24 protein-coding genes and 1 tRNA gene are annotated in these 22,443 nt (G+C 58.6%); 13 read left to right on the top strand and 12 right to left on the bottom strand.

The genetic code is table 11. The features are described 5' to 3' along the window. Positions 1 to 28 precede the first annotated feature (28 nt). On the bottom strand, positions 29 to 466 hold the full coding sequence (locus ACIQYF_RS00845) for a hypothetical protein (RefSeq protein WP_402855463.1): 438 nt from the start codon (positions 464 to 466) through the stop codon (positions 29 to 31). Here ACIQYF_RS00845 and ACIQYF_RS00840 point away from each other — a divergent pair. Continuing rightward, on the top strand, positions 465 to 920 hold the full coding sequence (locus ACIQYF_RS00840) for a tRNA (cytidine(34)-2'-O)-methyltransferase (protein ID WP_402855460.1): 456 nt from the start codon (positions 465 to 467) through the stop codon (positions 918 to 920). The two genes, ACIQYF_RS00845 and ACIQYF_RS00840, sit on opposite strands and share 2 nt — an antisense overlap. A 75-nt stretch (positions 921 to 995) precedes the next feature. Here the strand turns inward: ACIQYF_RS00840 and secB are convergent, their stop codons facing one another. The 3 genes from secB to ACIQYF_RS00825 are packed head-to-tail and all read right to left on the bottom strand — an operon-like array spanning position 996 to position 2,193. Beyond that, complete coding sequence (secB, locus tag ACIQYF_RS00835) at positions 996 to 1,481, bottom strand: protein-export chaperone SecB (protein ID WP_402855457.1); 486 nt, start codon at positions 1,479 to 1,481, stop codon at positions 996 to 998. A 41-nt stretch (positions 1,482 to 1,522) separates the two neighbouring features. Next, positions 1,523 to 1,777 (bottom strand): glutaredoxin 3, encoded by a 255-nt coding sequence (grxC, locus tag ACIQYF_RS00830; RefSeq protein WP_402855454.1) that lies wholly within the window; start codon positions 1,775 to 1,777, stop codon positions 1,523 to 1,525. A 2-nt stretch (positions 1,778 to 1,779) separates the two neighbouring features. Then, positions 1,780 to 2,193: a rhodanese-like domain-containing protein gene (locus tag ACIQYF_RS00825; RefSeq protein WP_402855451.1), complete on the bottom strand. Its 414-nt coding sequence runs from the start codon at positions 2,191 to 2,193 to the stop codon at positions 1,780 to 1,782. Positions 2,194 to 2,341: 148 nt separating this feature from the next. Between ACIQYF_RS00825 and gpmI the strand changes: the two genes are divergently transcribed. The 4 genes from gpmI (at position 2,342) to ACIQYF_RS00805 (ending at position 7,508) form a co-directional block, all read left to right on the top strand. Further along, positions 2,342 to 3,877 (top strand): 2,3-bisphosphoglycerate-independent phosphoglycerate mutase, encoded by a 1,536-nt coding sequence (gpmI, locus tag ACIQYF_RS00820; protein ID WP_402855449.1) that lies wholly within the window; start codon positions 2,342 to 2,344, stop codon positions 3,875 to 3,877. Positions 3,878 to 4,088: 211 nt separating this feature from the next. Next, positions 4,089 to 5,375 carry a murein hydrolase activator EnvC family protein gene (locus ACIQYF_RS00815; RefSeq protein ID WP_402855446.1) on the top strand — a complete coding sequence of 429 codons (1,287 nt, stop codon included), beginning with the start codon at positions 4,089 to 4,091 and terminating at the stop codon, positions 5,373 to 5,375. Between the two features lie 35 nt (positions 5,376 to 5,410). Next, entirely contained in the window at positions 5,411 to 6,724 is a 1,314-nt protein-coding gene (locus ACIQYF_RS00810) for a S41 family peptidase (protein WP_402855443.1), read from the top strand. 1 nt (position 6,725) lies between these two features. Further along, positions 6,726 to 7,508 (top strand): divergent polysaccharide deacetylase family protein, encoded by a 783-nt coding sequence (locus ACIQYF_RS00805; RefSeq protein WP_402855440.1) that lies wholly within the window; start codon positions 6,726 to 6,728, stop codon positions 7,506 to 7,508. A 72-nt stretch (positions 7,509 to 7,580) separates the two neighbouring features. Here the strand turns inward: ACIQYF_RS00805 and ACIQYF_RS00800 are convergent, their stop codons facing one another. The 7 genes from ACIQYF_RS00800 to ACIQYF_RS00770 form a co-directional block, all read right to left on the bottom strand. Continuing rightward, positions 7,581 to 8,336 (bottom strand): substrate-binding periplasmic protein, encoded by a 756-nt coding sequence (locus ACIQYF_RS00800; protein WP_402855437.1) that lies wholly within the window; start codon positions 8,334 to 8,336, stop codon positions 7,581 to 7,583. 136 nt (positions 8,337 to 8,472) lie between these two features. Then, positions 8,473 to 9,243 (bottom strand): imidazole glycerol phosphate synthase subunit HisF, encoded by a 771-nt coding sequence (gene hisF, locus ACIQYF_RS00795; RefSeq protein ID WP_153378139.1) that lies wholly within the window; start codon positions 9,241 to 9,243, stop codon positions 8,473 to 8,475. A 10-nt stretch (positions 9,244 to 9,253) separates the two neighbouring features. Further along, the gene (hisA, locus tag ACIQYF_RS00790; protein WP_402855433.1) at positions 9,254 to 9,991 is read right to left on the bottom strand and encodes a 1-(5-phosphoribosyl)-5-[(5-phosphoribosylamino)methylideneamino]imidazole-4-carboxamide isomerase; all 738 of its coding nucleotides are present in this window, start codon (positions 9,989 to 9,991) and stop codon (positions 9,254 to 9,256) included. Positions 9,992 to 10,101: 110 nt separating this feature from the next. Further along, on the bottom strand, positions 10,102 to 10,359 hold the full coding sequence (locus tag ACIQYF_RS00785; RefSeq protein ID WP_402855430.1) for a DUF2164 domain-containing protein: 258 nt from the start codon (positions 10,357 to 10,359) through the stop codon (positions 10,102 to 10,104). Then, complete coding sequence (hisH, locus tag ACIQYF_RS00780) at positions 10,359 to 10,997, bottom strand: imidazole glycerol phosphate synthase subunit HisH (RefSeq protein ID WP_402855427.1); 639 nt, start codon at positions 10,995 to 10,997, stop codon at positions 10,359 to 10,361. Before hisH ends, ACIQYF_RS00785 begins: the two co-directional genes overlap by 1 nt. Continuing rightward, on the bottom strand, positions 10,997 to 11,590 hold the full coding sequence (hisB, locus tag ACIQYF_RS00775; protein WP_047272898.1) for an imidazoleglycerol-phosphate dehydratase HisB: 594 nt from the start codon (positions 11,588 to 11,590) through the stop codon (positions 10,997 to 10,999). Before hisB ends, hisH begins: the two co-directional genes overlap by 1 nt. 246 nt (positions 11,591 to 11,836) lie before the next feature. After that, a complete protein-coding gene (locus tag ACIQYF_RS00770) occupies positions 11,837 to 13,498 on the bottom strand; it encodes an OFA family MFS transporter (protein ID WP_402855423.1) in 1,662 nt (553 codons plus the stop codon). Positions 13,499 to 13,792: 294 nt separating this feature from the next. Here ACIQYF_RS00770 and ACIQYF_RS00765 point away from each other — a divergent pair, with 294 nt between their 5' ends. From ACIQYF_RS00765 to ACIQYF_RS00740, 6 genes are all read left to right on the top strand, one after another. Beyond that, positions 13,793 to 16,009: an AsmA family protein gene (locus ACIQYF_RS00765; RefSeq protein WP_402855420.1), complete on the top strand. Its 2,217-nt coding sequence runs from the start codon at positions 13,793 to 13,795 to the stop codon at positions 16,007 to 16,009. Further along, complete coding sequence (gene mutY, locus ACIQYF_RS00760) at positions 16,006 to 17,073, top strand: A/G-specific adenine glycosylase (RefSeq protein ID WP_402855417.1); 1,068 nt, start codon at positions 16,006 to 16,008, stop codon at positions 17,071 to 17,073. Before ACIQYF_RS00765 ends, mutY begins: the two co-directional genes overlap by 4 nt. Then, positions 17,070 to 17,342, top strand: coding sequence for an oxidative damage protection protein (locus ACIQYF_RS00755; protein WP_322235999.1), 273 nt, complete (start codon positions 17,070 to 17,072; stop codon positions 17,340 to 17,342). Before mutY ends, ACIQYF_RS00755 begins: the two co-directional genes overlap by 4 nt. Positions 17,343 to 17,446: 104 nt before the next feature. Next, positions 17,447 to 17,522 (top strand) — tRNA-Phe (locus ACIQYF_RS00750). 165 nt (positions 17,523 to 17,687) lie between these two features. Then, on the top strand, positions 17,688 to 18,158 hold the full coding sequence (locus ACIQYF_RS00745) for a hypothetical protein (protein WP_402855412.1): 471 nt from the start codon (positions 17,688 to 17,690) through the stop codon (positions 18,156 to 18,158). Continuing rightward, positions 18,155 to 19,078 carry an alpha/beta fold hydrolase gene (locus ACIQYF_RS00740; RefSeq protein WP_402856163.1) on the top strand — a complete coding sequence of 308 codons (924 nt, stop codon included), beginning with the start codon at positions 18,155 to 18,157 and terminating at the stop codon, positions 19,076 to 19,078. Before ACIQYF_RS00745 ends, ACIQYF_RS00740 begins: the two co-directional genes overlap by 4 nt. 96 nt (positions 19,079 to 19,174) lie before the next feature. Here ACIQYF_RS00740 and ACIQYF_RS00735 read toward each other — a convergent pair whose 3' ends face one another. Further along, on the bottom strand, positions 19,175 to 19,420 hold the full coding sequence (locus tag ACIQYF_RS00735) for a DUF1272 domain-containing protein (protein ID WP_402855409.1): 246 nt from the start codon (positions 19,418 to 19,420) through the stop codon (positions 19,175 to 19,177). A 171-nt stretch (positions 19,421 to 19,591) separates the two neighbouring features. Here ACIQYF_RS00735 and ACIQYF_RS00730 point away from each other — a divergent pair, with 171 nt between their 5' ends. Together ACIQYF_RS00730 and ACIQYF_RS00725 are read left to right on the top strand one after the other, a co-directional pair. Beyond that, a complete protein-coding gene (locus tag ACIQYF_RS00730; protein ID WP_402855407.1) occupies positions 19,592 to 20,197 on the top strand; it encodes a biliverdin-producing heme oxygenase in 606 nt (201 codons plus the stop codon). Further along, positions 20,194 to 22,431, top strand: a complete 2,238-nt coding sequence (locus tag ACIQYF_RS00725) for an ATP-binding protein (RefSeq protein ID WP_402855404.1) — start codon at positions 20,194 to 20,196, stop codon at positions 22,429 to 22,431. Before ACIQYF_RS00730 ends, ACIQYF_RS00725 begins: the two co-directional genes overlap by 4 nt. The last annotated feature ends 12 nt before the right edge of the window (positions 22,432 to 22,443 follow it).

Raw genomic sequence — 22,443 nt, 5'->3', positions numbered from 1 at the left:
TACAGGCAGGCTGGAATTCCCTCTTTTATTACTCGCGCAGGTTCACCTGCAATCGCCAGCGCCCATCCTGCGGCGCACCGGCCCAGTCGCCCTTCAAGGCACGGGCCGCCACCAACGTCAGCATCAAGCCCCCGTCCGTACGACTGACTCGCCAGTTCACCTCTTTACCATTGAGCTTGAGCTGACCGCTTTGCGGCTTGCCCTTGGCCGCAAACAAAAGCCCTAACGTGCCATCAACCCACTCCCCATGCAGCTTGGGCTCATCGCTGAACCACACCACCAAACCGTGCGCTTGTACCTCTATTTGTTGCAGATCAATCGGATCGGGCGCGGTTAAACGCCCAATCATCATGCCGACCATCATGCCGACTATCGCCAAAGAACCTAAAACTCGTGGCCATAACTTCGGCCGCGGATCCTCTTCAGGCGTAGAATGCTGCCCATCTTTAAGTTCGGAGCCGTGCATGTTTCACGTCATCCTTTTTCAACCAGAAATTCCGCCGAATACCGGCAACATTATCAGGCTGTGCGCCAATAGCGGCTGCCACCTGCATTTGATCGAGCCTATCGGTTTTGAGCTGGACGACAAGCGCTTGCGCCGCGCCGGTCTCGATTACCACGAATACGCGCCGCTTAAACGCCACGCAGATCTGGCCAGTTGCCTTGAAAGCCTGGGCCACCCGCGCCTGTTCGCGTTTACCACGAAAGGCTCGCGGCCGTTCCACGATGCCCAGTTTGCCGAAGGCGATGCCTTTATCTTCGGCCCTGAAAGCCGTGGGCTGCCGCCTGAAGTGCTGGATGCGCTGGATGGCGATCACCGCCTGCGCCTGCCCATGCGCGAAGGCTGCCGCAGCCTAAACCTGTCCAACACCGTGGCCGTGGCTGTTTACGAAGCCTGGCGCCAGTTGGGGTTTAGATAACAGCGGCGACAAGGACATGCAGCTTGCCCATAAAAAAAGCGCCTTCATGGCGCTTTTTTTGTGTCGCTTCGACCATTACTGAACAGTCGGAGCACCTTCTTCTTGCATGCGCTGCAGCTCTTGCGCGTACAGGGCATCGAAGTTCACCGGAGCCAGCATCAACGCTGGGAACGAGCCACGAGTTACCAGGCTGTCCAGGGTTTCACGGGCATACGGGAACAGGATGTTCGGGCAGAAAGCACCCAGGGTGTGGCTCATCGAGGCTTGATCAAGGTTTTTGATCAGGAAGATGCCAGCCTGTTGCACCTCAGCAATAAACGCCACTTCTTCCGCGTTTTTAACCGTCACAGACAAGGTCAGCACCACTTCATGGAAGTCGCCTTCCAGTGGTTTTTGACGGGTGTTCAGGTCCAGAGCAACACTCGGCTCCCACTGCTGACGGAAGATGGCCGGGCTTTTCGGCGCTTCAAACGACAGGTCGCGTACGTAGATACGCTGCAGGGAGAATTGTGGAGCAGTGTCATCATCGCTAACGGCAGCGGTGTTCTGTTGGTCAGTCATCACAGATCCTTGTTAATCATGGGGCTTTTAGAGAATGAGAGTCAGACGTTCAGAAGCGCATCCAATTTACCTGCGCGCTCCAGAGCAAACAGGTCATCGCATCCACCGACATGCTTATCGCCGATCCAGATCTGCGGAACCGAAGTACGCCCAGCTTTCTGGGCCATCTGGGCACGCACCTGTGGCTTGCCGTCGACCTTGATTTCTTCGAAGGCAACGCCCTTTTTCTCAAGCAGAGCCTTGGCTCGCATGCAGTAAGGGCAGTAGTCGCTGGAGTAAACGATGACCTTGGGCATAGTTACTTCACCACTGGCAGGTTGTCTGCGCGCCAGGTGGCGATACCACCCGACAGCTTGGCTGCGTTGAAGCCGGCTTTGAGCAGCTCACGCGCGTGAGTACCGGAGTGCTGGCCAGCAGCATCGACCAGAATAATGGTCTTGGCCTTGTGCTTCTCCAGCTCGGCAATGCGCGCCATCAGTTTGTCTTGCGGGATGTTCAAGGCACCCACGATGTGGCCGGCAGCAAAGTCTTTGGCCGGGCGAATATCAATCACCACACCTTCGTCGCGATTGACCAGGCCGGTCAGTTCGCCGGTGCTGATGCTACGACCGCCTCGGCTCACCTCATGGGCGATCAACAACGCCAACAGGATGACAAACGCGCCAACAAGCAGATAGTGAGAAGTGGCAAATGCAATCAGGTGATCAACCATCAGAAGGTTCCAGGGCGGTAAAATGTGGGCCAGTATACACAGCCACCTTGGTCGGCCAAACCCCGCCCGGCGGTGACGTCACATGAAGTTCGCTTTAAACTGCGCGTCTTCTTAATACCTTCTATTAAACCAGCCACGAGTGGGATCTATGACTACCACGCCTAAACCTTTGGTCCTGATCATCCTGGATGGCTTCGGTCACAGTGAAAGCCACGAATACAACGCCGTTTATTCGGCCAAGAAACCGGTGCTCGATCGTCTCACCGCGAGCATGCCGAACGGCCTGATCTCAGGTTCGGGTATGGATGTCGGGCTGCCGGACGGCCAAATGGGCAATTCCGAGGTCGGCCACATGAACCTGGGCGCCGGCCGCGTGGTGTATCAGGATTTCACCCGCGTCACCAAGTCGATCCGTGATGGCGAGTTCTTCGAGAACCCGACCCTTTGCGCCGCTGTCGACAAAGCTGTCGGCGCGGGCAAGGCCGTGCACATCATGGGCCTACTGTCTGATGGCGGCGTTCACAGCCACCAGGACCATTTGATCGCCATGGCTGAGCTGGCGTTTAAACGCGGCGCTGAAAAAATCTACCTGCACGCCTTCCTAGATGGTCGCGACACACCGCCAAAAAGTGCCGCCTCGTCGATTGAATTGCTCGACGAAGCCTTTAAAGACCTCGGTAAAGGCCGGATCGCCAGCCTGATCGGCCGTTATTTCGCCATGGACCGCGACAACCGCTGGGACCGCGTAGCCCAAGCCTACAACCTGATCGTCGATGGCAAAGGCGAGTTCAACGCCGCCACCGCTCAGGAAGGCCTGGAAGCCGCTTATGCGCGTGGCGAAAGCGACGAATTCGTCAAAGCCACCACCCTCGGTGAGCCCGTGAAGGTTGAAGACGGCGACGCTGTAGTCTTCATGAACTTCCGCGCCGACCGTGCCCGCGAACTGACCCGCGTTTTTGTGGAAGATGACTTCAACGCATTCGAACGCGCTCGCCAGCCAAAACTGGCCGGTTTCGTGATGCTGACCCAATACGCCGCCAGCATCCCGGCCCCAAGCGCATTCGCGCCCGGCAGCCTGGAAAACGTGCTCGGCGATTACCTGGCTAAAAACGGCAAAACCCAGCTGCGTATTGCCGAAACCGAAAAGTACGCCCACGTGACGTTCTTCTTCTCGGGCGGCCGCGAAGAACCGTTCCCGGGTGAAGAGCGCATTTTGGTGCCGTCACCGAAGGTCGCCACTTACGACCTGCAGCCGGAAATGAGCGCTCCCGAAGTCACCGACAAAATCGTCGATGCCATTGAGCACCAGCGTTACGACGTGATCGTGGTCAACTACGCCAACGGCGACATGGTCGGCCACAGCGGCGTGTTCGACGCCGCCGTTAAAGCGGTGGAATGTCTGGACCTGTGCGTAGGGCGTATCGTTGAAGCCCTGGACAAGGTCGGCGGCGAAGCCCTGATCACAGCTGACCACGGCAACGTTGAGCAGATGGAAGACGAGTCCACAGGCCAAGCGCACACCGCCCACACCTGCGAACCCGTACCGTTCATCTATGTCGGCAAGCGCCCGCTCAAGGTCCGCGAAGGCGGTGTGTTGGCTGACGTTGCACCGACTATGCTCAAGCTGCTGGGCCTGCCACAGCCTCAAGAGATGACCGGCAAGACCCTCCTGGTCGACGCGTAAGGCTGGTATAGCCGCTGCCGCCGGCTGCGATGGGGCGCTTAGCGGCCCTGCTTTATTGAAGGGCCTTTGGCCCTTATCGCAGCCGGCGCCAGCGGCTACACAGTTCTGAGCGCAGCGGATCCACAGCCACAATTTCACCTTCATCCATTTCTTATAGGCAACGATGGCGGGCATACTAGGCCGTCTCGTTCCCCCAGGTGTCGCCCGCCCCATGCTCCGCGCCCTTATAGCCCTAGCCCTCACATGCCTGCTGCAACCGGCGTTTGCCGACGAGCGCGCGCAAACTCAACAACAGCTGGACGCCACGCGTCAGGACATCAGTGAGCTGAAGAAGCTCCTCGGTAAGCTCCAGGAAGAAAAAACCGGCGTCCAAAAAGACCTGCGCAGCACCGAAACTGAAATCGGCAAGCTGGAAAAACAGGTGGAGGACCTGCAAAAAGAACTAAAAAAGAGTGAAGGCGAGCTGCTGCGCCTAGATAGCGAGAAGAAAAAACTCCACAGCGCAAAAATTGAACAACAGCGTCTGATCGCCATTCAGGCCCGTGCCGCGTATCAGGGCGGCCGCCAGGAATACCTCAAGCTGTTACTCAATCAGCAAAACCCCGAGAAGTTCGCCCGAACCCTCACCTATTACGATTACCTCAGCAAAGCCCGCCTGACCCAGCTCAAGGGGTTTAACGAAACCCTGCGCCAATTGGCCAACGTGGAAGCTGATATCAATCTGCAACAAGCGCAACTGCTGACACAAAAAAGCAGCCTGGACGCCCAGCGCGCCGAGCTCGACAAAGTACGCGCCCAACGCCAGCAAGTGCTGGCCAAACTCAACAACGACGTCAAAGACCGCGATCAGAAACTCCAAGCGCGCGAGCAAGATCAGGCAGATCTGGCTAAAGTCCTCAAGACGATTGAAGAAACCCTCGCCCGTCAGGCCCGCGAAGCCGAAGAGGCACGGCAAAAAGCGCTGATCGCACAGCAAGAAGCCGAGAAAAAACGCCAGCGCGAGGCTGAGTCGGTTGCCACCGACGCCCCGCGCAAACCGGTTAAATCAACACCGGGTGCCTTGGTTTCAAGTGCGGGCGTCTCTTATGGCGGACCTTTTTCTCAGGCGCGAGGCAAACTTCCTTGGCCTGTTGATGGTCGATTGCTTGCGCGCTTCGGAGAAAGCCGTGGCGACGATGCCCGTACCAAGTGGGACGGGGTGATGATCAGCGCCAATGCGGGCACCCAGGTGCACGCGGTGCATGGAGGTCGCGTGGTGTTTGCCGACTGGCTGCGCGGCGCAGGCCAACTGGTCATTCTGGACCACGGTAATGGTTACTTAAGCTTGTATGGCCACAACCAGACGTTGCTGAAGGCCGCCGGAGACGTTGTTAAAGCTGGCGATGTGATTTCCACCGTGGGCAACAGCGGTGGGCAAGCCACACCAGCGCTGTATTTTGCTATTCGTCAGCAGGGCCGCCCCAGCGACCCTGCACAATGGTGTCGCACTCAAGGATGAGTCCATCACCTTTAATACGTAGGAGTTCGTTCAACATGCCGCACTTGTCCCGCCTCAACTCGCTGGCCCTGACGATCGCTCTGGTGATTGGCTCGCCACTGGCACTGGCTGCCCAGCCAGTCGCTCAGCCTGCGGCCGCCGTCAGCACCAAGGCTCCGCTGCCGCTGGAAGAGCTGCGTACATTTGCCGAGGTCATGGACCGCATCAAGGCGGCGTATGTTGAACCCGTAGACGACAAGACCCTGCTGGAGAACGCCATCAAAGGCATGCTCAGCAACCTTGACCCGCACTCAGCGTATCTGGGGCCAGAAGATTTCGCAGAACTGCAAGAAAGCACCAGCGGTGAATTCGGCGGGCTGGGCATCGAAGTCGGCTCTGAAGACGGCAATATCAAAATTGTCTCGCCCATCGACGACACCCCGGCCAGCAAGGCCGGGATTCAGGCGGGCGACTTCATCGTCAAGATCAATGGTCAGCCCACGCGTGGCCTGAGCATGACCGAAGCGGTGGACAAGATGCGCGGCAAGATCGGGCAGAAAATCACCCTGACCCTGGTGCGCAATGGTGGCGCACCGTTCGACGTGACCCTGACCCGCGCCAACATTCAGGTTAAAAGCGTCAAAGCCCAACTGCTTGAAGACGGCTACGGCTACATCCGCATTACCCAGTTCCAGGTCAAGACGGGGGAGGAAGTCGCCGCGGCGCTGGCCAAGTTGCGTAAGGAGAACGGCAACAAGAAGCTCAAGGGCATCATCCTTGACCTGCGTAACAACCCTGGCGGCGTGCTGCAATCGGCCGTTGAAGTGGTTGACCACTTCATCACCAAAGGCCTGATTGTCTACACCAAAGGCCGCATCGCCAACTCCGAACTGCGTTTCTCGGCCACCGGCAAAGACCTCAGCGAAGGTGTGCCGCTGGTGGTATTGATCAACGGCGGCAGCGCCTCGGCTTCGGAGATCGTCGCCGGTGCTCTGCAAGATCAAAAACGTGGCGTGGTGATGGGCACCACCAGCTTCGGCAAAGGCTCGGTGCAAACCGTGCTGCCGCTGAACAACGATCGTGCGCTGAAAATCACCACTGCGCTGTACTTCACCCCCAACGGGCGCTCAATTCAGGCTCAGGGCATCGTGCCGGACATCGAAGTAAACCGCGCCAAGATCACCCGCGAGCAAGACACCGAGTACTACAAAGAGGCCGACCTGCAAGGTCACCTCGGCAACGGCAACGGTGGTGCAGACAAACCTAGCGGTTCCGACCCGAAAGCCAAGGCCATGCCGCAAGACGATGACTACCAATTGAGCCAGGCCCTGAGCCTGCTTAAAGGTCTGAGCATCACTCGCGGCAATTAAAGTGCGTTTCTGGTCTGTCATCGCCCTGCTCTGTTGCCTGTCCGGTGCCGCTCATGCGGCACCGGCAAGCAACACAGACGTTCCCCGCAAGGCATATCTAAGCCTGATCATCGACGATCTGGGGCAAAACCTGCCGCGTGATCGGCGCGTGCTCGCCTTCCCCGGCCCCGTCACTACCGCCGTCATGCCAGACACCCCACACGCTGCCGAATTTGCCCGCGAAGCGCACAAGGCCGGCAAAATCGTGATCCTGCACATGCCAATGGACCCCGCTACCGGGCCATTTGCCTGGCACCCCGACTTGCCCCTTGAAGAGCTGGCCAAACGCCTGGATGCCGCATTCAAGGCTGTGCCCTACACCAGTGGTATCAACAACCATGAAGGCAGCCGCATGACTGCCCAGCCGCAGGCAATGGCCTGGTTGATGGGCGAGTTGCAACAGCGGCACAAATTCTTCGTCGACAGCCGAACCAGCGCGAACACGGTCGCGGCGGCCCAGGCGCAAAAAATAGGTCTGGCCAGTGTTTCGCGGGACGTATTCCTCGATAACGTACGCACCGAAGAAGCCATCACCCAGCAGCTCAACATCGCGATCAAACACGCGCGCAGCCACGGCTCGGTGGTCATGATCGGCCATCCTTACCCGCAAACTCTCGCCGTTTTGGAGCGCGAGCTGCCCAAACTCAAGGCGCAGGGCGTCGACTGGATTGATATCAAGCAGATGATCGGCGTACGCAGCAACCAGGCGATGGATGCGCATGGCACGAATGGGGTTTATCGCTGAATGACCTCTGTTGGAGCGAGCTTTTAAGATCAAAAGATCGCGCGCAAGCTCGCTCCTACAAAGGTATGCGGTTTAGAGGTAGCGGGCGCGGATTTTGTCCAGCTCGCCTTCGGCCTTGAGCTGATCCAGCGCGGCCTGCAATTTGCTGACCACGGCGTCAGGCACTTGCTTGTTCAACGCCAGAAACAGCTCAGCCTGATTAAAACGCAGCACCGTCTTGAACCCTGAAATACCCACCTGCCGGGCCAAGAACTGCCCCGCCGGATCACCCGTGGCCCACAGGTCGATCTGACCGGCCTGCAGCTTCCTGGCGTTGTCCTGGTCACGTAACACAATGACCGGCGCATACCCCTGCTTCTCCAGGAACATGGCGATCACATCATCCTTATAAGCACCTATTCGATAGGGCCGCGCTTGCTCAAGCGATGTCAGCTCAATGGGGCTATTGGTCCGCGCCAGCAGCACCCAGTCGTCCGGGCCAAGCGGGCCGACCCACTTGAACAGATCTTCACGCTCAGGCACCCGCGCAGTCACAAACACCCCGTAGTCGGGGTTATCCAGCGCCAGGTTGTAGATACGCTGCCAAGGGAAGCGCAAGGTCATGCTGTAGTCGACGCCTGCGCGCTTGAACGTTTCACGCAGAATATCGACGGCAATGCCTTCGAGGTTCTGGTTCTGCGCAAAGTTCTTACCGTTTTTGGCCATGTTGTAAGGCGGGAAATTTTCAGTCAGCAGCACCAGCGATGGCCGCTCGGCCGGGACCGCAAACACGCTGCTCACCAGCAACATCGTGCAACTGGCAAGCAAGAGACAAAGACGCTTAAACATAATGTTTACCCAAATCCATGGTGTGCAAAGAGTGCCGTGGGCTTGCCATGCTGTCCAGTAGCCTTTGGACGTATGGCCGGGTTGGGTCAAACGATAAAGCATCAGCGCCCATTGCGGGCGCTGAAAGGCCAGGCTATTAGCGCACCACAATCCCGCGCTCAGCCATGTAAGCCTTGGCTTGTGGCACGGTGTATTCGCCAAAGTGGAAAATACTCGCCGCCAGCACCGCGCTGGCGTGGCCTTCGAGGATGCCATCAGCCAAATGCTGAAGGTTGCCCACCCCCCCCGAAGCGATCACCGGAATGCCCAGCGCATCGCTGATCGCACGGGTCACGCCCAGGTCGAAGCCGCTTTTCATGCCATCCTGATCCATGCTGGTCAGCAAGATCTCGCCGGCGCCCAGGCCTTCCATCTTCATGGCCCACTCAACGGCGTCGAGTCCGGTTGGCTTGCGCCCGCCGTGGGTGAAGATTTCCCAGCGCGGGGTTTCGCCCGGCAACGAGACCTTTTTGGCATCAATCGCGACCACGATGCACTGCGAGCCGAAATGCTGCGCCGCCTCGCCGACAAACTCCGGGTTAAACACCGCAGCGGTGTTGATCGACACCTTGTCGGCGCCCGCATTAAGCAGGTTTCGGATGTCTTGAATGCACCGCACGCCGCCGCCCACGGTCAGCGGGATAAACACCTGACTGGCCATGCGCTCGACGGTATGCAGCGTGGTGTCGCGGCCATCGACGCTGGCGGTAATGTCGAGAAAGGTGATCTCGTCAGCACCTTGCTCGTCATAGCGACGGGCGATTTCTACCGGGTCGCCCGCGTCGCGGATGTTCTCGAACTTGACGCCCTTCACGACCCGGCCGTTATCCACGTCCAGGCAAGGGATGATGCGTTTGGCCAGCGCCATGCGGTTCTCCTCAGGCCTTGTAGCTGTCGCAGAAGGCCTGAGCCTCAGCCACATCCAGCGTGCCCTCATAAATCGCGCGGCCAGTGATTGCGCCCACGATGCCCGGCGCCTTGGCGTCCAGCAGGGCTTTGATATCGCCCAGGTTATGAATACCGCCCGACGCGATGACCGGAATACGGGTGGCCGCTGCCAATGCTGCGGTGAACTCCACGTTGCAGCCCTGCATCATGCCGTCTTTGGCGATGTCGGTATAAACGATGGCCGAGACGCCGTCCGCTTCAAAACGCTTAGCCAGATCAATGACTTGCACGGTGCTGACTTCAGCCCAGCCGTCAGTGGCCACGAAACCATCCTGTGCGTCCATGCCGACAATGATTTTGCCGGGGAAGGCACGGCACGCTTGTGCCACGAACTCTGGGTTTTTCACCGCTTTGGTGCCCAGAATCACGTAGCTCACACCCGCCTTGACGTAGTGTTCGATGGTTTCCAGCGAGCGGATCCCGCCACCAATCTGGATCGGCAAATGCGGGTAACGCTTGGCAATGGCCGTGACCACGTCGCCATTGACCGGCTGGCCTTCAAAGGCGCCGTTCAGGTCAACCAGGTGCAGACGACGGCAACCGCCTTCTACCCATTTGGCAGCCATGCTCACCGGGTCATCGGAGAACACCGTGGAATCTTCCATACGGCCCTGGCGCAGACGTACACAGGCACCGTCTTTAAGATCGATAGCGGGAATAATCAGCATGCTTTTTCCTTCGTCAAAAGAGCGGCACGTTCTAGCTTCAAGCGGCAAGTTAACAGCGTGATCGCAATCCGTTTTTTCTTGTCGCTCGAAGCTTGAAACTTGCCGCTGACCTAATTCTTTTCAAGCGCCCACACATCGCTTTCGATGCTTTCGAACCTCTCTTTGAGGTGCGCCTGCACATCGAAAATCGCGCGATTGTAGTAATGCGGCGCGATTTCGCGGGTGAACAGCTCAAGGATTTCAGCCGCTTCGAACGAACCCAGGTCCAAGTCGAAACGGTCTTGCATAAAGCGTTTGATCTTGCTGTTGGCCTCGTTCTCTTGCTCGGGGGTGAGCGTGAGAATCGGCGGCTTTTTACGGGGCGCCATTACCAGCGCCCGTCCCAGGCCACGAAGTTTTCCAGCAACTGCAAGCCGTGGGTATGGCTCTTCTCGGGGTGAAACTGCACCGCGAAACGCGATCCTTCGGCCAGTGCGGCGGCGAAGTCGACGCCGTAATGCCCGCCACCCACCACTTGGCGGGGGTTGCCCGCCGCGATGTAGTAGCTGTGCACAAAGTAGAAGCGGGCCAAATCAGGGATGCTGTGCCACAGCGGGTGATCGACCTTCTGTTGCACTTCGTTCCAGCCCATGTGCGGCACTTTCAGATGCTCGCCGGCTTCATGCAGGTCTTTGCCGAAGAACTTCACCTGGCCCGGGAACAGACCGATGCAATCAACGCCGCCGTTCTCTTCGCTGCTGTCGAGCAAGGCTTGCATGCCGACGCAGATCCCGAGAAACGGGCGATCCTGGCTGACTTCACGCACCAGCGAGTCAAAACCCAAACGACGGATCTCAGCCATGCAATCGCGAATCGCGCCAACCCCTGGAAACACCACGCGGTCAGCTTCGCGAATCACGTTAGCGTCACTGGTGATCAGCACCCGACCGGCACCGACGTGTTCGAGCGCCTTGGCCACCGAGTGCAAGTTACCCATGCCGTAGTCGATAACCGCCACTGTCTGCATCAGAGCACGCCCTTGGTCGATGGCATTTGCCCTGCCATGCGCTCATCGAGCGTAATCGCCATGCGCAGCGCGCGGCCAAAAGCCTTGAACACGGTTTCGATCTGGTGGTGAGTATTGGTGCCACGCAGGTTGTCGATGTGCAGCGTCACGTTGGCGTGGTTCACGAAGCCCTGAAAGAACTCCTGAAACAGGTCAACGTCAAAGCCGCCGACGGTAGCGCGGGTATACGGAATGTGCATTTGCAGGCCTGGACGGCCGGAGAAATCGATCACGACACGCGACAACGCTTCATCCAGCGGGACATAAGCGTGCCCGTAGCGGGTCATGCCTTTTTTATCGCCGACCGCTTGGCTGAAGGCTTTACCGAGGGTAATCCCCACGTCCTCGACGGTATGGTGATCGTCGATATGCAGGTCGCCTTTGCACTCGATGTCCAGGTCGATCAGCCCGTGCCGGGCGATCTGGTCGAGCATGTGCTCAAGAAAAGGCACACCGATATCAAATCGGGCCTTACCGGTACCATCCAAGTTGATCGAGGCTTTGATCTGGGTTTCCAGAGTATCGCGCTCGACTGACGCCTTACGTTCGGCCATCACCAGCTCCGCAAAATCATTGGGCGAAAAAGGTGGCCATTATAGGCACGGGTCAGGCAAACAGAAACATTAAGGGTGATGTGACTGACAGAGTGAATGCAGCGATAGTCATGTAGTCGCTGCCAGAAGGCTGCAATAAGGGTCAAAGGTCCTGACCGCCACCACGAAAATACGACCCCTTCGGGCTCGATCGCAGCCTTTGCCAGCGACTACAAGGGCACCGCAACAAGCGCGGTGCCCTTTGGATCAATGAAACAACACCGCCGTTTTCTGCACCGTCACCCAAACGCCCCACAACAGGGGAATGCCCACTGCCAGCCAGGCGGCAATAACCAACGGCATACTGCCCGGCGCGGCGCTCCACTCCAGCGAAGTCGTGGCATCGGCGCCTTTGTCATGCCCCAGCGCCTGCTCGGCCGCGAGCTGAGCATCGGTCATGAAGTATTTGTCGGCCACCGGACGCACCAGCAAGTTGCACAGGAAGCCCAGCACCAGCAGGCCCGCCAGGATGTACAACGTGATGTCGTAGGCCGCCGCCCGTGGAACGCCGATGCTCAACTGATATTCACGCAGATAGTTGACCAGCACCGGGCCCAACACGCCCGCCGCCGCCCACGCGGTCAATAGACGGCCATGAATGGCCCCGACCATTTGCGTACCGAACAAGTCCGCCAGATAAGCCGGCACCGTGGCAAAACCGCCGCCGTACATCGACAAGATGATGCAAAACGCCGCCACAAACAGTGACACGTTGCCCAAATGGCCCAGGTTAGGAATCATCGCGTATAACGCAAAACCCAGCGCAAAGAACACAAAGTAGGTGTTTTTACGCCCCAGATAGTCGGAGAACGACGCCCAGAAGAACCGCCCGCCGATGTTGAACAAGCTCAACAAGCCCGTGAAGCCTGCGGCAATCGCGGCGATTTGCGCCAGTTGCGCGGCATCCAACTGACTGAACGTCAGGCCGTTACCCAACAACTTACCCGCGAACACTTCCTGCAACAGCGGCGAAGCCATGCCCAAAATGCCGATACCGGCGGAAACGTTCAGGCACAGCACCAGCCACACCAGGGCAAACTGCGGCGTTTTCCAGGCCACACTCACGTGCACATGGCGCTGAGTGATCATCGCGTTAGCCGTTTTTTTCGCAGGGGCGGTCCAGCCCTCTGGCTTCCAGCCAGTCGGCGGCACGCGGTACGACAAAGCCCCACCGATCATGAACACGAAGTAAATCGCCGCCATCGCCACAAAGCTTTGCCACACGCCCACGCCATCCGGCCCGGCAAAATGGTTCATCAGCGCCGCAGCCAACGGCGCGCCCACCATGGCCCCGCCACCGAAGCCCATGATCGCCATGCCCGTGGCCATGCCGCGTTTGTCCGGGAACCATTTGATCAGCGTCGACACCGGCGAGATGTAACCCAAGCCCAGGCCGATCCCGCCAATCACCCCTGAGCCCAGCCACATCAGCCAGATCTGGTGGGTATAAATGCCCAGAGCCGAGATCAGCAAACCGCCGCACCAGCACAGTGCCGATACCACACCGGCCTTGCGTGGCCCCGCATGCTCAAGCCAGCCGCCCCACACGGCCGCCGAGCAACCCAGGAAAATGAAGAACAGGGTGTAGATCCAGCCGAGCATCGAAATCGGCCAGTCGCATTGCGACGAGAACACTTGCGCGATAAAACTCATGTCGGGTGCACAGGCAACCGGTGCGGTCACACCCACTGCCTTGGACAATGGCAGCCAGAACACGGAAAAACCGTAGGCCATGCCGATACACAAGTGAATGGCCAACGCCGCTGGCGGAACCAGCCAACGGTTGAAGCCGGATTTAGCGATGATGCGCTCTTTGGACAAGAACGCAGGCTGTGAGGCAAGGCTGCCCGCAGCGGTGCTGTTTGTCATGATTGTCTCCCCCCATGGATGAAGTGTTTTTCCAGACACGCTAAACCCCCGACTTTGACGCTTTGCAGCGCGAGTCATTTTGTTGGGCTCAGTTCATGGCGCGAAAATGCGCGGCTGAAGGTGTGGAAAACAGACGAAGATTACCATTTCAGCGTAGGTCAAAGCCCCAACTGATGCGTTGATAAATAACCAAACTGATCCGGCACGATCCACCGCCCAGTCGGTTGGCGCGTGGGGCTATACTCTGCGGCTAAATTTCAAACTCCCATCACACAGACTTACAAGGACTCGCCCATGAAAGCGTTCGGCAAAATCCTGGGTCTGGTGCTTCTCGGATTGTTGCTGATCATCGTGGCGCTGGGCTTTGCCCTGAGCCATCTGTTCGACCCCAACGATTACAAAAACGAGATCCGCCAGATAGCCCGTGACAAAGCTCACATTGAGCTGACTCTCAATGGCGACATCGGCTGGAGCCTCTTCCCCTGGCTCGGCCTGGAGCTGCACGACGCCAGTGTGGCGACCCTTGCAACCCCGACCCAACCTTTTGCCGACCTGCAAATGCTGGGCCTGTCTGTGCGCGTACTGCCGCTGCTGCGCAAAGAAATACAAATGAGCGATGTGCGGGTCGAAGGCCTGAACCTGCGCCTGACCCGCAACAAAGATGGGCGCGGCAATTGGGAAGACATTGGCAAACCTGCGCCCGCCGCAGTTGGCACCGAAACCGCGGCGCCCGACAGCACCCAGCCTGCGCCTGTCACGCCAGAAACCGCCAGCCAACCGCTCAAACTCGATATCGACAGCCTGACCGTGAACAATGCCCGCGTTGAATACAACGACGAGCAAAGCGGCCAGCAGCTCAGTGCCGAGAGCATCCAGATGAGCACCGGCCCCATTCACGAGGCCACCAGCACCCCGGTCAAACTGACGGCTTTCCTGGGCACCAACAAACCCGTGATGCGGGTCAAGACTGAACTCGCCGGCAAGCTGCGCTTTGACCGCGTGCTTAAGCGCTATCAATTCGAAGACATGAAGGTGGTGGGCGAAGCTTCTGGCGAGCCGCTGCAAGGCAAAACCGTGAACTTCTCCGCTTCCGGCCAGCTTTTGGTTGATCTTGCTGCGAACGTCGCAGAATGGAGCAGCTTGAAGATTTCGGCCAACCAACTGCGCGCCATTGGCGAACTCAAGGCCAACAGCCTGGACACCACCCCACAGGTCAGCGGTGGCCTGTCGATTGCCCAGCTTGACCTGGCCAAGTTCCTCGACAGCGTTGGCCAGCCCTTGCCTGCCATGGCGCCGGGCAGCCTGAGCAAATTCGAATTGGTCACCCGCCTGTCCGGCACGCCCACCAGCGTGAGCTTTGACGACCTGAAGTTGAATGTCGATGACAGCACCTTCACCGGGCACATCGCCGTTGAAGACTTCGCCAAACAAGCCCTGCGTATTCAGCTCAAAGGCGACACGTTCGACGCTGATCGCTACCTGCCACCCAAATCGGCGCAAGCCAACGGCGCCGCCGCTCGCCAGGCCGAAGTGCAAGGCAGCGAAGCCAGCGCGCTGACTGCATCAGGCGACAGCCCGCTGCCAGAAGCCCCGACCAAAAGCGGCTGGAGCACGGCCAACATCATCCCCGTGGCTCGCCTCAAAACCCTGGACCTGAATGCTGACATCAGCTTTGGCCAACTGACCCTCAGCAAGCTGCCGATCCAGAATGCAGCGCTTAAAGCCAACAGCAAAGACGGCGTGCTGACCCTCGAAAACCTGAGCGGCGGCCTCTACAAAGGCACTTTCGCAACCAACGGCAGCTTGGACGTACAACCCATCCAGCCGCTGGTAAAACTGCAAACCCGCATCACCAATGTTCCCGTGGAAAAGATCCTACAGAGCCAGGGCCAAAAACCACCCGTGACCGGCCTGCTGACCCTCAACAGCAACGTGACCGGCAGCGGCAACAGTCAGAGCGCCTTGATTCAAAGCCTCAATGGCACCGCCAGTTTTGCGCTCAACAACGGCGTGCTGCTCAATGCCAACATTGAACAGCAACTGTGCAAGGGCATCTCCATTCTTAACCGCAAAACCCTGAGCGGCGCCCCGCTGGCCAAAGACACCCCGTTCAAGGAGCTCAAGGGCAGCCTGGTGTTCCGTCATGGCGTGGCCAGCAATCCGGACCTGATCGTGCGTATTCCCGGCCTGAGCGTAAAAGGCAACGGCGACATCGACCTGCGCGTGCTGGGCATGGATTACCGCATCGGCATCACCCTGGAAGGCGACACCAACCCGATCCCCGACCCGGCGTGCCAGGTGGGCAAAAACTTTGTCGGCCTCGAACTCCCATTGCTCTGCCGTGGCCCGCTGGAACTGGGCGCCAAGGCGTGCCGTCTGGACAAGGACGGCCTGGGCAGAGTCGCCGCCAAAGCAGCGGGCAACAAACTGAGCGAGAAACTTGAAGAGAAACTCGGCGACAAAGTCAGTCCAGAACTCAAAAACGCGCTCAAAGGGCTGTTCAACCGATGAGAGATGAGCAATTCGCAAGCGCCGTGCTGGACTGGTATGACCATCACGGCCGCCATGATTTGCCCTGGCAACAGGGCATCACTCCCTACCGGGTGTGGGTCTCGGAAATCATGTTGCAACAGACGCAAGTCAGCACCGTGCTCAACTATTTCGACCGGTTCATGGCTTCTCTGCCCACCGTCCAGGCGCTGGCTGAGGCCCCCGAAGACGAAGTGCTGCACCTGTGGACAGGGCTGGGCTACTACACCCGCGCCCGCAACTTGCAGAAAACCGCGAAAATCGTCGTCGAGCAATACGGCGGCGAATTCCCGCGTGACGTCGAAAAACTGGTCGAGCTGCCTGGCATTGGCCTATCCACTGCCGGTGCGATTGCCAGCCTGAGCATGGGCCTGCGTGCGCCGATCCTCGACGGCAACGTCAAACGGGTGCTGGCACGCTATACCGCGCAAGAGGGCTACCCCGGCGAACCCAAAATCGCCAAACAGCTGTGGGCCACCGCAGAACGCTTCACGCCCCATGACCGGGTCAACGCCTACACCCAGGCAATGATGGACATGGGCGCCACGCTCTGCACCCGCAGCAAACCCAGCTGCCTGCTGTGCCCGCTGCAAACCAGCTGCGAAGCACACATGCTCGGCCTGGAAACGCGCTACCCGATCCCCAAGCCGCGCAAGACCATCCCGCAAAAGCGCACGCTGATGCCAATGCTGGCCAATGCCGAGGGTGCAATTTTGCTGTACCGCCGCCCCTCGACCGGTTTGTGGGGCGGACTGTGGAGCCTGCCCGAGCTGGACGACCTCAACGACATCGAGCACCTGGCGCTGCAACACGCGCTGACCCTGGGCGCACAGCATGAACTGCCCGGCCTGACACACACCTTCAGCCACTTCCAACTGGCCATCGAACCCTGGCTGATCCACGTCAAGGCGTCGGGTCATCACGTGGCCGAGGCCGATTGGCTCTGGTATAACCTCGCCACCCCGCCGCGCCTGGGCCTTGCTGCCCCGGTCAAGAAGCTGCTCAAACGAGCCGCCGACCTATTACACGCAGGAGAGACCTCATGACCCGTACCGTTATGTGCCGCAAGTACAAAGAAGAACTGCCCGCCCTTGAGCGCGCTCCATTCCCGGGCACCAAAGGTCAGGACATTTTTGACCACGTCTCGGCAAAAGCCTGGGCTGACTGGCAAAAACACCAGACATTGCTGATCAACGAAAAGCGCTTGAACATGATGAACGCCGAAGATCGAAAATATTTGCAGGGCGAGATGGATAAGTTCTTCAGCGGCGAAGAATACGCCCAAGCAGAAGGCTACGTTCCGCCGAGCGAATAAACCCCGGTTTTAAAGGGTTTGACCCGTAAGCGACGGTAATAATTAAAATTTTTTGAAAAAAGTGTTTGACGGGTCATCGAAAAAAGCTTCTAATGCGCCCCGTTGCCCAGATAGCTCAGTCGGTAGAGCAGGGGATTGAAAATCCCCGTGTCGGCGGTTCGATTCCGTCTCTGGGCACCACATTCAGTTTTGAGGTGGTGTCAACACCACCTCAAAGCACACAAAAAACCCGCCTAGTGCGGGTTTTTTGTTGGGCGCGATTTATACCCGGCGGCGCCACCTCTCTTGGCGATTGCAAAGAGATGGGGTTCAATCCTCTCTTCAGCCTGCAAAGGACACACGTTCATGTCATCGCCCAAAAAACAGCAAAAGAATGCGCAGCGGGCCAAGTCCAAAGCCAAGCAGAATCGTGCTGGCAAACCGGCCAAAGCATCGGCCGCGACCTTGATCGACAACCCGTTCGATGACGTCAAAATCGACCTCAGCACCTTTAACTTTCAGGACATACTCGACAACGGCTTTGACCCGGCCGATTACGACGACTTGTTCCAGGTCATGAAAGCCGCCGAAGCCATCAACCTGCAAACGATGTGCACGGTGTTCCTGCAATACCCGGTGCTGGAGCTGGTGATCTCAGAAGAGGAAGAAGAGCCAGCCACTGACTTCTTGATGGGTCTGTTGATCGAATACCGCATCGCCATCCATGGCGACGACGAAGACAGCGCCGTGGCCTGGATAGAAACGCCGGCCTTCCAGAAAGCCTACGTCGAAGCCTCCCGCGTGTTGCAAGAGCGCAATACACGGAGCGGGCACTGACCGCAGCCCTGACTCAACCCGTCAGCCGGGCATTCACTGAGCCCGCTGCTGACGGTTATGTGTTGGGCGGGTTTGAATGGCGCCACCCTGATCACGATCCAACCCGCGCCGTGGTCATCATCAACGCGGCCACCTCCGTGCGCTGCACCTACTACTCGCGCTTTGCCGATTACCTGTTCAGCCATGGGCTGGACGTGATGCTGTTCGACTACCGAGGCATCGGCGCCTCACGTACCGGCTCGCTGCGCGGCTTTGACGCCTCATGGTCGGATTGGGGCGCACTCGACTTTGAAGCCCTGCTCAAGCGCGCACAGCGCCACTGCCCCGGCCAGCCGATTGATGTGGTCGGCCACAGCTTTGGCGGCTGCGCAGCAGGGCTGGCAGCGTCGGGGCCGGTGATTCGTCACGTGGTGACCGTAGGCGCGCAATTTGCCCACTGGCGCGACTACGCCTGCGCCCAGCGCTGGCACATGCTCGCCAAATGGCACGGCGTGATGCCACTGCTGACGCGCGTGTGCGGCTACTTTCCAGGCAAACGCCTGGGTTGGCTCGAAGACACCCCGGCAGGCGTGGTCAAAGACTGGTGCAACCTGAGCACACGCTATGAGCGCCTCCCTAGCGCACGCAAGTTGGCCGCCCTGCCCTTTTCATCCATCACCGCCAAAACTCTCGCTATCAGCCTTAGCGACGATCCTTTCGGCACCGTGGCGGCCATCGAGCGCTTGCTGAGTTACTTCAGCGCCAGCCCGCGTACGCATTTGCGCATAACCCCCCAGGAAATCGACGAAGAAGCCATCGGTCATTTCGCGTTTTTCCATAGCCGTTTTGAAAGCACCTTGTGGCCGATTGCTTTGCAATGGTTGCGACACGGGGAATTGGCGGCGGGTATGCCAGGGCGCGTGATCAGCCGCCAGCCCTGAAAAATACGCGTGTGTGGGGGCTGGCGAAGGAGTCCATCAGGATCACCTGGCGATCAAGCAAGAAACCTCACTTAAGCGAAAACGGCCCATTGATCTTCAGCGGGTCGCGCACCCTTGGGGGTTGTGCACCCGCGTGCTGGACGGTGGGTTCTTCGCCAGTTTGTTCGCAGGTCGACGCGGGCGCGGCAGTAATTCGCCACCGCAGTTAGGGCACAGTCCGCCTAGTTTCTGCTCTACGCAAGTCGCGCAAAAGGTGCACTCAAATGAGCAAATCCGCGCCTGAGCGGACTCTGGCGGCAGTTCGCAATCACAACATTCGCAATTGGGGCGTAATTCGAGCATGAGCACCTCATCGTCATCAGAAAAACTTTCCTCTTTGCATTTAAGACGCTTCCTGCAAAAAGCCAACCGCTAATTACCCATGGCAAATTAATTGCACTTTTTCGATCCTGTGAATTCAGATGCTTATGAGCGCTGACTCAAAAGCGCACACAGAGAGCCCTGTAACATTGCATGCCACATGAACTTAATAACCCTTGCGCCCCTTCGGTTCTTGCCGAGCTGCGTGCGGGTACTCATTCCCTGCATGTTGCCCTTGAGAAACGTCTGCCATTTTTCTCGGACCGCCTTGATCTGCCGCTCTACAGGCGCCTGCTGGCAGCTTATTTCGGGTTCTATCAGGCGATAGAGCACTCACTGCAATGCAGTGCTTGGGTCCCGCCAGGCTTTGATCTTCACGCTCGGCTCAAGACCCCCGCACTGGAGCAAGACCTGCAGGCCCTAAACATCAATCCTCAGACGCTCGCGCTGTGCCCATCGCTGCCGGCATTGCACAGCCAAGCCAGCGTACTCGGGGTTTTATATGTACTGGAAGGCGCCACCCTGGGTGGCAATGTCTTGCGTAAACAGGTGGCTGAACACCTCGCGCTGGATGCCCACAACGGATGCGCCTTTCTTTACGTTTATGGCGAAGCCACCGGCCGCAACTGGAAGTCATTTCTGGACTTTCTAAACGCAGTGCCGCTGGACGCCCAGGCACGCACTCAAGCGGTTGAAGCTGCCTGTTCCACGTTTAGCTGTTTCGAGCAGTGGCTCGAACGCCAGGAGGTGCTGTTATGAATCCACTCGACACCCAAGCATTCGAAACCTTGTTGGCCAATTGTGCCGACGAGCCGATTCGCTTTCCGGGCGCCATTCAGCCCCATGGACTGCTGCTGACCTTGTCTGAACCGGACCTGCGCATCCAGCAAATCAGCGCCAACGTAGAAACACTGTTCGGTCTGTCGCCTGCCGCCTTACTCAATCAGCCATTGTCGATGTTGACTGGCCCGCAAGCCGAAGCCGTCGTGCAGCTGGCCGCGGATTTTGTCGAGCACGTCGATGCGCCGCCTTTAGAGCTGAGCCTGCAAGGCATTGACTACGAAGGGTTGCTGCACAGAGACAAAGGCATTTTGATTCTGGAGCTTGAGTTAAAACCCGATGACGCTGAACGGATGGGCACGATGGCCAAGGTGCGCAACCTGAGCCGCGTTTTACAACGCCTGCAAGCCGCCAAAACACTGCCCGCACTGTACGACATCTGCGTCGCCGAGATTCAGGCGCTGACCGGTTACGACCGGGTCTTGATCTATCGTTTTCAAGAAGAGGGCCACGGTCAGGTCATCGCTGAGGCATCGGCGCCGTCGATGGAGCTGTTCAACGGGATGTTCTTCCCGGCCTCTGACATTCCGGAGCAGGCGCGCGAGCTGTATCGCACGCACTGGTTGCGCATCATCCCCAATGCTGACTATCTGCCGGTTGAACTGGTGCCCACCCTGCGCCCCGACACGCAGCAACCGCTGGACCTCAGCGCAGCAACGTTACGCAGCGTGTCGCCAATTCACTGCCAGTACATGAAAAACATGGGCGTGTTGTCGTCCATGAGTATTTCGTTGATGGATGGCGAGCGGCTGTGGGGGCTGATCAGTTGCGGTCATCGCACCCCGCTGCACGTGTCGCACGAGTTGCGCATGGCCTGCCAAACCATCGGCCAAGTGCTTTCACTGCAGATCAGTGCCTTGCAAACCCTGGAAATCAACCGCCAGCGCGAAGCCAAAGTGGACGCCTTGGTGCGCCTGAACGGCGCCATGGTGCAGAGCCCGGAAAACGTGTTTGACGGCCTGGCGCAAGAACACAAGCTGTTGATGGAACTGACCCAGGCCAGTGGCGTGGCTATTCTCGAAGGCAACGTGTTGCACCGGTATGGCCAATGCCCGCAACCTGATCAGATTCGCGACCTGTACCAATGGCTCAAACACGACCACGCTGCGGTGTTTTCCACCCACAGCTTGTCGACGCTGTATGCGCCAGCGGCCGTGTACAAAGACATTGCCAGCGGTCTGTTGGCCATGAGCCTGCCCAAGCCTGTGGATAACGCTGTGCTGTGGTTTCGTACCGAGGTCAAAGCAAGCATCCCCTGGAGCGGCGACCCGAAAAAACCGATCACCCTGGAGCCGAGCGCTAAAGGCTTGCGCTTGAGTCCACGCACGTCGTTCGAGTTATGGAAGGTCGAAATGGACGGCATCTCCAATCAATGGAGCCACGGCGATCTCTTTGCGGCCAACGATCTGCGACGTTCGGCGCTGGAAAATGACCTGGCGCGTCAGGTTTATCGCGAGCAGCAAGCGGTGCGCGCTCGGGACGAACTGGTGGCGGTGGTGTCCCACGACTTGCGCAACCCCATGACGATCATCTCGATGCTCTGCGGGATGATGCAAAAAACCTTCAGCAGTGACGGCTCGCATGCCTCAAGGCGCATCACCACGGCCATCGACACCATGCAACAGGCCAGCAGCCGCATGAATATTCTGCTGGAAGACTTGCTCGACACCTCCAAGATCGAAGCGGGCCGCTACACGATCTCTGCGCAATCGCTGGACGTGACGCAGATCTTTGAAGAGGCGCTGTCATTACTCACGCCCCTCGCGACCGAAAAGTCGGTTGAGCTGAGCTTCCACACCGAACCCGACCTGCGCATCAACGCCGACCCGGAGCGACTGTTTCAAGTGCTGTCCAACCTGATCAGCAATGCAATCAAGTTCACCCCGGCGGACGGCAAAATCGTGGTGGCTGCCATGCCCCATGGCAGTGACATTGTGTTTAGCGTGCGTGACTCCGGAAAAGGGATTCCCGCAGAGCAATTACCCCACATCTTCGAGCGCTACTGGACGGCAAAAGAAGGCAACGCCTCTGGCACGGGCCTTGGGCTGTATATCTCGCAAGGCATCATCAAGGCCCATGGCGGCCAGATGCTAGCCGAGAGTACCCCGGGCGAAGGCAGTGAGTTCCGTTTTACCGTACCCAGAGTCGAGTAAGGGTGCCGTGAT

The organism is Pseudomonas sp. NPDC096917, assembly GCF_044762555.1.
Taxonomy (GTDB): Bacteria; Pseudomonadota; Gammaproteobacteria; order Pseudomonadales; family Pseudomonadaceae; genus Aquipseudomonas.
The sequence above is the reverse complement of the archived record's forward strand: the minus strand, read 5'-3'. Positions and strand labels throughout refer to the sequence as shown.